This window comes from Roseobacter sp. YIN89 (assembly GCF_057219365.1).
Genome location: NZ_JBXVVD010000002.1, coordinates 455686 through 468551 on the forward strand (window position 1 = coordinate 455686; position 12866 = coordinate 468551).

10 protein-coding genes are annotated in these 12866 nt (G+C 57.3%); 5 read left to right on the forward strand and 5 right to left on the reverse strand.

Translation table 11 applies throughout. The features are described 5' to 3' along the window. Positions 1-8: 8 nt before the first annotated feature. Complete coding sequence (locus tag AC2D8V_RS08415) at positions 9-1304, forward strand: 3-deoxy-D-manno-octulosonic acid transferase (RefSeq protein WP_484733080.1); 1296 nt, start codon at positions 9-11, stop codon at positions 1302-1304. A gap of 23 nt (positions 1305-1327) precedes the next feature. After that, on the forward strand, positions 1328-2371 hold the full coding sequence (locus tag AC2D8V_RS08420) for a glycosyltransferase family 4 protein (RefSeq protein WP_484733882.1): 1044 nt from the start codon (positions 1328-1330) through the stop codon (positions 2369-2371). Positions 2372-2374: 3 nt separating this feature from the next. On the opposite strand, the gene AC2D8V_RS08425 is transcribed toward AC2D8V_RS08420, so the two are convergent. From AC2D8V_RS08425 to AC2D8V_RS08445, 5 genes are all read right to left on the reverse strand, one after another. Continuing rightward, entirely contained in the window at positions 2375-3538 is a 1164-nt protein-coding gene (locus AC2D8V_RS08425) for a M20 aminoacylase family protein (protein ID WP_484733081.1), read from the reverse strand. Between the two features lie 131 nt (positions 3539-3669). After that, positions 3670-5016, reverse strand: coding sequence for an NAD(P)/FAD-dependent oxidoreductase (locus AC2D8V_RS08430; protein WP_484733082.1), 1347 nt, complete (start codon positions 5014-5016; stop codon positions 3670-3672). Beyond that, entirely contained in the window at positions 5016-6182 is a 1167-nt protein-coding gene (gene argE, locus AC2D8V_RS08435; RefSeq protein ID WP_484733083.1) for an acetylornithine deacetylase, read from the reverse strand. Before argE ends, AC2D8V_RS08430 begins: the two co-directional genes overlap by 1 nt. Further along, complete coding sequence (locus AC2D8V_RS08440; RefSeq protein WP_484733084.1) at positions 6179-6886, reverse strand: SDR family NAD(P)-dependent oxidoreductase; 708 nt, start codon at positions 6884-6886, stop codon at positions 6179-6181. The genes argE and AC2D8V_RS08440 overlap by 4 nt, the downstream gene beginning before the upstream one ends. Positions 6887-6889: 3 nt before the next feature. After that, the gene (locus tag AC2D8V_RS08445; protein ID WP_484733085.1) at positions 6890-8734 is read right to left on the reverse strand and encodes an ABC transporter ATP-binding protein; all 1845 of its coding nucleotides are present in this window, start codon (positions 8732-8734) and stop codon (positions 6890-6892) included. 265 nt (positions 8735-8999) lie between these two features. On the opposite strand from AC2D8V_RS08445, the gene AC2D8V_RS08450 reads away from it, so the two are divergent. The 3 genes from AC2D8V_RS08450 to AC2D8V_RS08460 all read left to right on the forward strand — a co-directional run bounded on the left by AC2D8V_RS08450 (position 9000) and on the right by AC2D8V_RS08460 (position 12837). After that, positions 9000-10718 carry a peptide ABC transporter substrate-binding protein gene (locus AC2D8V_RS08450; protein WP_484733086.1) on the forward strand — a complete coding sequence of 573 codons (1719 nt, stop codon included), beginning with the start codon at positions 9000-9002 and terminating at the stop codon, positions 10716-10718. A gap of 120 nt (positions 10719-10838) precedes the next feature. Further along, positions 10839-11846, forward strand: a complete 1008-nt coding sequence (locus AC2D8V_RS08455; RefSeq protein ID WP_484733087.1) for an ABC transporter permease — start codon at positions 10839-10841, stop codon at positions 11844-11846. Further along, positions 11839-12837, forward strand: a complete 999-nt coding sequence (locus AC2D8V_RS08460; RefSeq protein ID WP_484733088.1) for an ABC transporter permease — start codon at positions 11839-11841, stop codon at positions 12835-12837. Before AC2D8V_RS08455 ends, AC2D8V_RS08460 begins: the two co-directional genes overlap by 8 nt. Positions 12838-12866 lie beyond the last annotated feature (29 nt).

Sequence of the window (12866 nt, forward strand, 5' to 3'; positions counted from 1 at the left end):
TCCGCGCTATGCGCCCCCCTCTTCTTTTCCACATTTACACAGCAGCAACGATGCTGCTGGTGCCGTTTTTTGCCTGGATCGAAGTTCGCAAGCTCAGGCGTGCAGGCTTTACTGCTGTGCGTGCGCACGAAAAACTCGGTCATGCGAGCCTGCCGCGTCGCGGTTCCGGGCCGTTGATCTGGTTTCATGCGGCCTCTGTCGGCGAAAGCATGTCGGTTCTGGCGCTGATCGAGGCGATGGGACGCCGCCTGCCACGGGCACATTTTCTGATCACTTCGGGAACCGCGACGTCGGCGCAGATGGTTGCCAAACGCTTGCCCGAACGAACGGATCACCAGTTTGCACCGCTGGATGCTCCCGGACCGGTCAGTCGCTTTTTACGCCACTGGCGGCCCGACGCCGCGATATTTGTTGAAAGCGAAATCTGGCCGCAAATGCTGCGCCGCACAAAGGCGGCAGGCGCAAACATGATCCTCGTCAATGCCCGCCTGAGCCCATCGTCACGCAAGGCTTGGGAAAAGCGACCAAAGACCGCGCGCTATGTCTTGTCGTGCTTTGATCTCATCCTCACTCAGAACGACGAGATGGCGCAGGCGATGGTGGATATGCACGCGCCTGCAGACCGCGTTGCGCGCGGCTTTAACCTCAAATCACTCTCCGCGCCGCTTCCGCAAGACCCGGCGACACTCGCGCAAATTCGCACATCCCTGCAAGGTCGACCGATCTGGGTTGCGGCGTCAACTCATAAGGACGAGGAACAAATTGTCCTGCAAGCGCACGCCCAGCTTGCCAATGATCACCCGGACCTTTTACTGATCCTCGCACCGCGCCACCCCGATCGCGGTCCGGAAATTGCGCGGATAATTGGCGCGTACGAGCAAAGTTACGCCATCCGCTCTGCAGGCGAAAAACCCCATGATGAGGACGTCTATCTGGCCGATACGCTGGGCGAGCTGGGAAACTGGTATGCCTTGTCCAAAATCATATTTTTGGGTGGTTCCCTGTTTCAGATTGGCGGCCATAACCCTTTCGAAGTCGCACAGGCGGGTGCGGTCACACTATCAGGTCCTCACGTCGAAAATTTTGCCGAAACGTATGAAGAGATGACGCTTTCAGGTGCTGCCCATATAGTTCAAGACGCAGACGCAATCGCTGCTAAAGTGCACAGGATGCTGTCCGAGCCAGAGGTTTTGGAAGGGTCCTGCCGCGCCGCCCGTGCTTATGTACGGGGCAAATCATCGCAACTTGACGGCGTTGCAGACCGTTTGATCAGCGGACTGAAACTGGAGGAACAACTTTCTTGACCGGCACCGCATCCCTTCCCCCGATGTCCGAAGTGGACGTGATTGCTCCGAACTTCAAACGTCGGCACTCAGGCGTGACCTCCACCGTAATCCGGCTGGTTCCCGAGCAGGCAAAATCCATCGGCATCGTAGCCTGCGCCCCGGACCTGCCACCCGAGGTACCCACGCTGCCGCCCTCTAAACTTTTGAGCATGTCGCGCAGCGGGCCTTCCGGCCCGCGAGTCTGGCACGCTCGACGCAATGTGGAAATGGTCGCCGGGCTGGCGCTGAAACACATCTTGAGAAAGCGGCTAAAGCTGCTCTTTACCTCCGCTGCACAACGTCACCACAAGCCATTTACTCGCTGGTTGATCCGGCAAATGGACCGGATTGTGGCCACGTCAGCAAAGTCAGCTCAGTATCTCGAACGTGACTCCATGGTCGTGCATCACGGTATTGACTGCGATCTTTTTTCACCTGTTGCCGACAGGCAAGCTCTGCGGAAACAACTCAATTTGCCCGACGACGGGCCGTTGGTGGGGTGCTTTGGTCGGATCAGGCCGCAAAAAGGCAACGACCTGTTCATCGAGGCGATGATAGCGGCCCTGCAACAGAACCCAAAAGGGCGCGCACTCATGATGGGTCGCGCCACAGACGACCATCAGGAATTTCTCGACGGCCTCAAGGACAAAGTCACTTCAGCAGGGCTGTCACAGCGTATCATCTTTCGCGACGAAGTTCCGATTGCCGATCTTGCGGCTCACTTTCAAGCGCTTGATCTTTATATCGCACCACAACGTTGGGAAGGGTTCGGCCTGACCCCTCTCGAAGCAATGGCCTGCGGTGCACCTGTCATCGCCACCCGCGTCGGAGCATTCGAGGAGTTGGTTCGGCACGGGCAGACAGGATATCTGGTCGACATTGAAGATGTGGAAGCCATCACAACCCACCTGACGGAATTGCTCGCAGACGATGAAAGACGCATGCAATTCGGCAAAGCCGCGCGCATCCATGCTGCCACGCATTTCACGATAGAGCGCGAAGCTAAGACGCTCATCGCTCTTTACAGGGATATGCTGAAAGCCTGAAAATCAGGCAGCGGGCATGCGCTGTTCGACAATTTCGGCCCACCAACTGCACCCTGCCGGGATCGCTTCGTCATCGAAATTGTACTCGGGGTGATGCAAAGCCGCCGACGGGCCGTTACCCATAAGAATATATGCACCCGGCCGCTCTTCGAGCATAAAGGCAAAGTCTTCGCCGCCCATGACGAGTTCGGCATCGGCACAGTCTCCCGAAACGCTTCGCGCCACCTCTGCGGCAAAGGCAGTCTGTTCGGCATGATTGACCGTGACGGGATAGTTCCGCAGGTAATCCACATCTGCCTTGCCGCCAAAGCTTCCCGCGATTCCGGTCGCCAACCTGGTCAGCTGCCCCTCTGCAAGGTCACGAACTGCGTTGTCGAGAGTTCGAACGGTTCCCTTCAAGGTCACCGACTGCGGTATCACGTTGAATGCATTTGAAGATGTTTCAAATGATGTGACCGACACGACCGCCTGATCGATGGGATTGGTATTGCGGCTGACGATGGATTGCGCCGAGGTCACGATTGTACTGGCGATTACAGTTGGATCGACAACTGTATGTGGGAAAGCAGCGTGACCGCCCTTGCCGGTTATGGTGATCTCAAAAACGTCCGTGGCCGCAAAAAACGCACCCTCGCGAATGGCAAACTTGCCTTGTTCCATGCCCGGCCAGTTGTGCATTCCATATACCTCTTGGATGCCGAACCGTTCCATCATGCCATCACGACACATCTCGCGACCACCGCCGCCACCCTCCTCTGCCGGCTGGAATATCACAACGGCGGTGCCGTCAAAGTTGCGGGTTTCCGATAAGTAGCGTGCAGCGCCGAGCAGCATTGCCGTGTGCCCGTCGTGTCCGCATGCGTGCATCTTGCCCGGCGTTTTGGACGCATATTCAAGCCCTGTAGCTTCTGGAATTGGCAGCGCATCCATGTCAGCGCGCAGTCCAATGACCTTGCCCGAGCGATCAGAGCGCCCCTTGATCACCCCGACCACGCCAGTTTGCCCGATGCCGGTTACAACCTCGTCGCAGCCAAAGGCTTTGAGCTTGTCTGCAACGATACCAGCCGTTCGATGGACGTCAAAAAGCAACTCAGGATTCTCGTGCAGGTCCCTGCGCCACGCCGCGATTTCTGGTTGCAACTCTGCAAAGCGGTTCTTGATGGGCATGAAGCGGAAACTCCTAGATTGAGGGTGAGGTCAGTCAGGTATCGTACCACAGATGATGGTGACAGGACTAATGAATGTCATGTTCAAGGAACATAAGCCTCCGCGCCGTGCCTGCAACCAACCAACGCCTCTCAAAGCGCCGGCCCTAACCGCATTTTGCTGCCATCGCGGAAACGTGACACCCGAAAACGCGAAAGATCGTGCCGCGCGGGTTTGCCACACGCCAGATCAGCGAGGATGCGGCCCATTCCCGGGCCAATACCAAACCCGTGGCCGCTCATCCCCGTGCCAACCAGCAAACCCGGCAATGAAGCGATCTCATCCACAACTGGGACAACATCGGGCATCGTGTCGATCATTCCCGCCCATGCATGCGAAACCTTAGGTCTTGGTAATTTAGGGAAAAGTGCGTGAAAGTCATTTGCCAGTACATTGATCTTGGTCATGTTGGGCTGCGGGTTGAGCACACGCATACGTTCGAAGGGCGTTTCCATATCACCGTCCCAGCGACGTGCTGTGCCCCAGCCGTCTGGGTAGCCTCTGGGTGAACGTGCGAGAAACCGGGTATCCAGCGGATCGGATTTCAGCTGTGTCCAGAATTTTGATGCATGGCGGAAAGCAGCAGGTCCAAGGAACAGCTCGTGAAAGCCCCCTGCCGCAAGTGTATAACCGCCGTCTGCGCGACGCCGAAACGCCAGGTGACTGTCTGCGGCTGCCCCCTCGTGAATTAGCGGCAGGGGCGTAGTCGACGCGACAGTCGCGCGTACAGACAACTGCAGCAGGCTTATACCGTGGTTTGCCAGGAACAGGCCGGACCATGCCCCCCCAGCCAGGACAACGCGACTGGCACGGATGCGACCTGCTTCGGTGACCACGCCCGAAACTTCGCCACCGGAAATGTCGAGGCAACGCACAGCACAGTTTTCACGCAAGACAGCGCCCTCTCGCGCCGCAATTCCAGCCAGCGCCGGCACGGCAACCCATGGCTCGGCGCGCATGTCACTAGCAGTATGCAAGGCACCAGCATATTGGCGCGCCATTCCCGGCATCAGGGTGCCAAGCTCGGCGCTTGAGATCAAACGACTGTCCAGATCATGGGCTTTGGCATAGGGAAGCCACGCGGCATAATTATCCAGCGCGGCCTCATCGCGCGCCAGATAGGTGACACCGCACTGTTGCAGACCGATATCCACATTTGTTTGCGTTGCCAAACCGCGCCATAGGCGATTGGCCTCGATCATGATCGGCAATTCGTCCGGATCGCGGCCCTGTTGCCGGATCCATCCCCAGTTACGGCTGGACTGTTCCGCAGCGATACGTCCCTTTTCAACAAGAACAACCTTCTGTCCCTGACGCGCAAGATACAAAGCCGTACAGACACCGATAACGCCACCGCCGATTACGACGACATCCGCCGCATCAGGTAATGTGCTAGCATGGGTGACCGGCAGTCGCGCGTGAATGGGGAATGCCTGCATCACCCCGCCAACCGGGCCAGCAGCTTTTCCATAAAGTTATGGCCTGCATCAAATTGTTCTTTGGTGATGTATTCGTTTGGCTGATGCGCCTGCGCAATATTACCCGGACCACAGACAATTGCAGAATAGCCCGCCTCCTGAAATTGTCCTGCCTCCGTGCCATAGCTGACAACGTGGCTTGCATTGTCGCCGGTCAGGCTCCGAACGAGGGTTTCGGCAGCCCCATTCTCTTCAGGTGCCAGCGCAGGCACATCAAAACGAGGCCGCAGTTCAATACGCGTTTCAGGAATGACAGACTGCATAATCGCTTGAAATTCCGCCGCTTTTTCGCGGCATCGCGCTACCCACTCGTCTTTTCGATCTCCCGGCACGACCCGAAAATCAAAATCAAAATGGCAGAGTTTGGCTGTGATGTTATGCGCCGTACCGCCCGATATCAGGCCGACATGCACGGTTGTGTAAGGTGGGTCGAACATGGCCGCCATCGCATCAGGTTCGGCCGCTTTGTTTGCCGCATTCACCTCATTGGCCCAGTCGATCAGTTTGGCTCCGTACATGATCGCGTTTACCCCGCGATCAAGGTTGGATGCGTGTACCTCAAAGCCGTGAACAAAGACGTCGAAACCAGTGCTGCCTTTGTGCCCCGAAACCGCCTGCATCATTGACGGTTCACCGACAATCACGGCCTCTCCCTTGGGCAAGAGAGGTTGCATTGCCTTGATCATCGGTGGCGCGCCAGTGCAGCCGACTTCCTCATCGAAACTTAAAGCCAATTGCAGCGGCCTCTTTACGTTCGCGTAGTGCGCCTCGACCAGCGCCCAGATTGCCAACGCGTCATAGCCTTTCATGTCACAGGTGCCACGCCCGTAATATTTGCCGTTTTTTTCTACCACCTCGAAGGGGTCGCTGTCCCACGCCTGCCCGTCCACCGGGACAACATCCGTGTGTCCGGACAACACGACCGCCCCCTCTTGCAACGGCCCGACATGGGCAAAAAGAGCTGCCTTTTCAGGCTGTTGCGGATCAGGCCAGATATGGCATTCGATATCATGACCCTGCAGGTAATCAGCCACCCAATCAATCAACGGCAAATTGGTATCGCGACTGACCGTTGGGAACGAGACCAGCTTTCGCATCAGTTCAAGCGGGCTGAGACGCGGTTTCACAACCTGTATCCTCCGGAAATTGTCAGCACTTCGCCAGTAATAGCACGCGCAGCGTCGCTCACAAGAAAACGAACTCCGGCTGCGATATCGGCAGCTTCCGCCAATTTGCCGAGGGCGGTCATCTCTTCAAAAAGTGCTGTCAATTCTGCGTCGCGCGGTGCTTCGGCTATATTGACCGCGCCCGGGGCAACCGCGTTGACCCGAATGCCCTCAGGTCCAAGCTCTTTGGCCATGCCTTTGGTCCAGACCTCCAGAGCGGCCTTGCTTGCGCCAAAGAGGGCGGCACCTTTGGGCGGCAAAACAGCATTTACGGAAGAAACGGAAACAACGGACGCGCCCCGCTTCAGATGCGGCAATGCATGCGAAAGCAGCCCCTGCGCCGCCAGCACGTTCAAGTCGAACATCTCGCGCAATGCTGCCATCGGGTATTCTTGCGGTGCAGCAGGAGCGATAACACCTGCGTTGTGCACGATCACATCCAATCCGCCTAAGGCAGCCAGTGCTGCATCGATCACAGCTGACGGCGCGTGGAGATCACGCAAATCAGCCTTGATGGCGTGTCCCTTGGTGTCCGGTACCGGTGTTGTGTGCAAATACGTAAAGGCGACGTCGTGATCCGCGGCCAGATCGGTCACTATCGCGCGGCCAATACCCTTTGCACCCCCCGTGACCAGAGCCTTCTTGCGCAATTTGGTCCCGTTCACTGCCTAGTAGCCGCTATCGGTTTCGAGGATCAGATGCCCCGGTTCAATTTCCCTGTATCGCGACGGCTCCGGTTTGTAATCAGCGGGGTGAATAGGCGACGGGATGGGTTTGAAGTTCAATTCTTTTTCATCCTTTCGCTTACGCGGATCGGCGATTGGAACGGCCTTCATCAACGCCTGCGTATAGGGGTGCTGCGGATTTTCAAAAACACGCGCGCGCGGTCCGATCTCTACAATACGCCCCAGATACATCACACCGACATGATGGCTGACCCGCTCTACGACGGCCATGTCATGACTGATAAACAGGTAAGAGACCCCTAACTCCGCCTGCAGTTCCATCATCAGGTTCAAGACCTGCGCCTGAACCGAAACATCCAGCGCCGATACCGCTTCGTCTGCGATAATCAGTTTGGGATTGAGCGCAAGCGCCCGCGCAATAGCGACCCGCTGGCGTTGCCCCCCCGAAAGCTCGTGTGGAAAACGCCGCATGAAGCTGCGTGGCAACTCCACCCGGTCAAACAACATGCCAACGCGATCCATCACCGCCTGACCCTTAAGCGTGGCGAAATTATGGATCGGCTCCGCAACCTGTTCGGCCAACTGCATCTGCGGGTTCAGCGAGGCAAACGGATCCTGAAAGATCATCTGCATGTCGAGCCGCGCCTGCCGCAGCCCCCCCGCGTCAAGCGCCATGATATCAGTATCACCCAACCGTATCTCGCCCGACAATGGATCAACCAGACGCAAGATCGACCGTCCGGCAGTCGACTTGCCGCATCCACTTTCGCCAACGAGGCTGAGCGTCTGCCCCTTGTTGATTGTGAACGAGACATCCTCAACCGCATGAACATTAGCTACGGTCCGACGGAAAAACCCACCTTTGACGGGAAACCGCGTAGTCAGGTTTTTTACACTCAGCAGCACTTCTTCAGTGCCGGGAATAGGGCCTGTTTGCTTGTTTTCGCGCCCCAGCAGCTTCATCGGTTCCGGATAGGGTTTGCCCGTCATTTCGCCCAGTTTCGGAACAGCCGCCAAGAGCGCTTTCGTATAGGCATGTTGCGGGTTCTCGAAAATCTGGTCTACCGGGCCTTCTTCGACCTTGTTGCCGCGGAACATGACGACCACGCGATCCGCCATCTGAGCCACAACAGCCATGTCGTGGGTGATAAACATCACAGCCGTGCCTGTTTCGCGTTTCAGCCTATCCATAAGCGCGAGAATCTCGGCTTGGATGGTCACATCCAATGCTGTGGTTGGCTCGTCCGCAATTAACAGCCGAGGTTTGCACGCAAGCGCCATGGCAATCACGACCCGCTGCCGCATGCCACCGGAAAGTTCGTGCGGGTACTGTTTCAGCCGCCTTTCAGGTTCGGGGATGCGCACCTCGCGCAGTAGTTCAAGCGCGCGCGCTTCGGCCTCTCGCTGGCTCATGTTTTTGTGCAGCCTGAGGCCTTCGGTCAGTTGCCGCCCTACGGTAAAAACCGGGTTGAGGGCAGTCATCGGTTCCTGAAAGATCATTCCGATCTCATTGCCTCGGATCGTACGCATCAGCTCGGCATCAGTCTTTGCCAGGTCGATGTCTTCCCCCTCTGCGCGATCAAACAGCAATTCCCCGCCGGCAATCTCGCCACCGCCAAATTCCACAAGGCGCATCAGCGACAGCGATGATACCGATTTACCCGAACCACTTTCGCCCACGACGCAGACGGTCTCGCCTGCGTGAATGTCAAAAGACACATCTTCCACGCCGACAACAGGTCCGTCCTTGGTTTGGAATTCTACCCGCAACTTCTTGATCTGGGCGATTGGATCCTTGGCCGGATCGGCGGGTGTGTGATCTAACATGGGCGCTCCGGATTATCCTTCCGACGACGCTAAGTGCATCCGTGCTGAAGTGTCAAACCCCAGCGACCCATTTCAGCCGTTGACGATGCGACAAGGCTTGCATTTTCGCCAAAACCTGTTTCGATGATTGCACGCGACCGGGGAATTGCTGAACATTTATCGTTGTCGAAAGACAACTTTGTGCCGAGATTTCCAGAGTTGCATTCCAAAGGCGCCTACGGAGAGCGCTGCAAACGGCATTTTAATGTCCAACACGGAGTAAAACATGAACCTCAAAACCATACTGATGGGCGCGATTGCGACCACCGCCTTTGCACCGGCCGTCCTTGCCGACGGCCACGAAGGCGAGCGTGGACGCGACGGCCAAGTCAATATCATCTATTGGCAGGCCCCTTCCATCCTGAACCCGTATCTCTCTGGCGGCACAAAAGACATTGAGTCCGCCTCCCTCGTCATCGAACCGCTTGGCCGCTACGACCAGAACGGCGCTTTGGTGCCCTATCTCGCGGCAGAAATACCGACTGTCGAAAACGGTGGGGTATCTTCGGATCTGACGACGATCACATGGAAACTGAAAGAGGGCCTCGTCTGGTCCGACGGCTCTGCGGTCACCTCTGCTGACGTGAAGTTCACCGCTGATTACTGCATGCACCCCGAAGGCGGCTGCGCGCAGGCTGCAAAATTCGACGGGGTAACTTCGGTCGACGTAGTGGACGATCTGACGGTCAAAGTCACATTCAACCAGCCTCAGCCAAACCCATATGGCCCATTCATGGGCGGCCAGTCCCCGATTATTCAGGCTGCACAGTTTGCTGACTGCCTTGGCGCGAAAGCCCCAGAGTGCACCGAGGCCAACTTCAACCCGATCGGCACAGGTCCCTTCGTGGTAACGGATTTCCGTCCAAACGACGTGATCCAGATGGAAGCGAACGAGAACTTCCGCGAAGCGGGTAAGCCTGCCTTTGCCTCGCTGACATTCAAAGGTGGTGGCGACGCCACGGCCGCCGGCCGCGCGGTCATGGAAACGGGCGAATTTGACTACGCTTGGAACCTGCAGCTTGCGCCAGACGTGCTGGCCAAGATGGCAGAAGGCGGCAAAGGCACGCCCATTGCAGCATTTGGCACACTGGTAGAGCGGCTGGAGATGAATCTGACGAACCCGTCACCTGACCTGCCCGAAGGCGAACGGTCGACTGTTGCGAACCCACACCCGTTCCTCAGCGACATGAAAGTGCGCAAAGCCCTTTCAATGGCGATTGATCGCCCACTGCTGGTTGAAGTTGGCTACGGTCAGGCTGGCCGTCCGACGTGTAACCTCGTGCCTGCGCCAGCGCTATATGCATCGGACAACACAGAATGCCTGACGCAAGACATCGACGGCGCCAATGCATTGCTGGACGAAGCGGGCTGGGTTGACAGCGACGGCGACGGCGTCCGCGACAAGGATGGCGTGAAACTGTCGATACTGTACCAGACTTCGACAAACGCCGTTCGTCAGGACTTTCAGGCGCTAATCAAGGAATGGTGGAGCATGATCGGTGTCGAAACCGAATTGCGCAACCTCGACGCTTCGGTGTTCTTCGGCGGTGACCCCGGATCGCCCGACACCTTCCAGAAGTTCTACGCGGACGTAGAGATGTATGCCAACAACTTCGATGGCACTGACCCTCAGGCGTATCTGTCGGCCTATCGCTGCGGCAACGAACCCAAGCCATCAAGCCAGTGGCAGGGTGAGAACATCAACCGCTTCTGCGATCCTGCTTACGACGCTTTACTGGACGAGCTTGCACGCACAGGCGAGTTGGAAAAGCGCGGTGAGATCGCCAAGAAGCTCAACGATATGCTGACCAAGGACACCTACACAATCGTGCCACTGGTGGATCGTGGCCGTGTGTCCGCACATGCCAATTCTCTGGGCGGCGTGATCCTGAACACTTGGGATTCCGAACTGTGGAATGTTGCGGACTGGTATCGCATCAAGTGACAATAAATTAGGCAGGGCGCGGGTCTTTCCCGCGCCCTGTTTCTATTCGGGCACCCGTCCGTTGCGAAACCGGCGGGTCACCTCAACGATAAGAAGCACAAAGCTTCCGGGGACGCATTCATGCTGACTTACACGATAAGGCGATTGGTCTTGTCCATCCCGACGCTGCTGTTCATCAGCATTGTCATCTTCCTGCTTTTACAACTTGCGCCGGGAGACCCCATGGCACAGGTGCCGCTCACCGTCCCGCCGGAAGTGAAACAGAAAATGCGCGAAGCTCTGGGGCTTGGTGCACCAGTTCACGTGCAATACTGGAAATGGCTGGTCCAGTTTTTCTGGATCGAACCACAGGTGCTGATCGATCACTGGCTCGGCACAACCTTTTCAGAAGGAAAATTGCGCGTGATCTCTTGGCAGACACGCTCGCCGGTCATGGATATCGTGATCCAGCGTATGCCTCAGACGCTCTGGGTCGTAGGCATGTCCTATATCGTTGGTATTCTCATCGCCCTGCCCATCGGTATCTATTCCGCCTACAAGCAGTATTCGGTCTTTGATCAGGCAGGAACGTTCGTATCGATGATCGGCTTTTCGGTTCCGCCATTCTTTTCCGGCGTCCTCGTGATCGTGATCTTTTCGGTAAATCTGGGGTGGTTCCCTTCAATCTACGACACCACCCACGTTGTCACGGACTGGGAAAGCTTCAAGGTACAGCTGCGCCAGATGGTCATGCCGGTCATGGTGCTCGCGCTTCAGACCACGGCACAAATCAGCCGCTTTATGCGCGCATCGATGCTCGACAACCTCAATCAGGACTACGTGCGCACCGCACGGGCCAAGGGCCTGAAAGAAAGCGCCGTCGTCCTCGTTCACGTGCTCCGCAACTCGATGATCCCCATTGTGACCGTCATCGCGCTTGGCATCCCTTCGATTTTCGGCGGCGCAATCATCACGGAGACCCTTTTCAAGGTCAACGGTATCGGCCAGTTGCTCCTGACTGCCCTTTTTGCCAACGACTTGCCAATGGTCATGACCTTGACGTTCATTTTTGCCATCCTGATCGTTGTCTTTAACCTGATCGCCGATGTGCTCTACGGCGTCCTTGACCCGAGGATCCGCTATGACTGATCAACGCGTTAATGCAGCCGCCGCCGAAGTGGAACTAGAGACTTATGGCGCGCTGCGAGACAAGGAACCGCAAAAAGACCCCCGCAGCCAGTGGAAAGACGTCTGGGACCAGTTCCGAAAGCATAAGGGCGCGCTGATCGGTGGCGGTTTTCTGCTGGGGATCACGCTCTTTGTACTGATCGGGCCACTTGTGTGGCAGGTCGATGCCAAAAAGCTGGACATCCGCAACAAGGACCTGCGTCCGATCTACACGCTGTTGTGGGATGGTACCGCCAAAACCATGTGGTCGCGCCCACTGGGTACCGATAATCTCGGGCGCGACATCATGGCAACGCTGATCGCCGGTGGGCGCGCGTCACTCGCGGTGGGATGGGCGGCAATGCTGCTGTCGCTTTGCCTTGGCACGCTTGTCGGCGTTTGTGCAGGCTACTTCAAAAAGCTGGACGGCGTCCTGATGCGGATCACCGACCTCTTTCTGTCGCTGCCGATCTTGCCGCTTTTGCTCGTGGCGGTGACCTTGTTCCGCCAACCTCTCAGAGCGGCATTCGGGCCGGAGGGCGGCATGTTCATCCTAATCGTGGGCGTGATTGGCATAACCTCTTGGATGCCGACCGCCCGTATCGTGCGCGGTGAAATTCTGGCGCTGAAAGAGCGCGAGTTTGTGCTTGCGGCGCGATCGATTGGCACAACCCCGTTCCTGATTATCCGCCGCCACCTGCTGCCGAACGTCATCTCGCCGATCATGGTTTCAGCCACCCTTGGCCTTGCAACAGCGATCATCACTGAAAGCGCGTTGAGCTTTCTCGGCGTTGGGTTTCCGTCCGATTTCCCGACATGGGGCAAGCTGCTCTCTGATGCCGTGCCACGAATGGAGGAATTTCCCGAACGTGTGATGTTACCGGGGCTGCTGATCTCGCTGGTGGTGCTGTCCGTGAACTACCTCGGAGACGGGCTGCGTGACGCGCTTGATCCGCGCATTCGAGGACGGTGAAATAACGGGACGGCGGGCGAGGCGACTTG

Coding starts and splice junctions, on each gene's coding strand:
- AC2D8V_RS08415 (WP_484733080.1), top strand. CDS start 9: ATGCGCCCCCCTCTTCTTTTCCACATTTACACAGCAGCAACGATGCTG.
- AC2D8V_RS08420 (WP_484733882.1), top strand. CDS start 1,328: ATGTCCGAAGTGGACGTGATTGCTCCGAACTTCAAACGTCGGCACTCA.
- AC2D8V_RS08425 (WP_484733081.1), bottom strand. CDS start 3,538: ATGCCCATCAAGAACCGCTTTGCAGAGTTGCAACCAGAAATCGCGGCG.
- AC2D8V_RS08430 (WP_484733082.1), bottom strand. CDS start 5,016: ATGCAGGCATTCCCCATTCACGCGCGACTGCCGGTCACCCATGCTAGC.
- AC2D8V_RS08445 (WP_484733085.1), bottom strand. CDS start 8,734: ATGTTAGATCACACACCCGCCGATCCGGCCAAGGATCCAATCGCCCAG.
- AC2D8V_RS08450 (WP_484733086.1), top strand. CDS start 9,000: ATGAACCTCAAAACCATACTGATGGGCGCGATTGCGACCACCGCCTTT.
- AC2D8V_RS08455 (WP_484733087.1), top strand. CDS start 10,839: ATGCTGACTTACACGATAAGGCGATTGGTCTTGTCCATCCCGACGCTG.
- AC2D8V_RS08460 (WP_484733088.1), top strand. CDS start 11,839: ATGACTGATCAACGCGTTAATGCAGCCGCCGCCGAAGTGGAACTAGAG.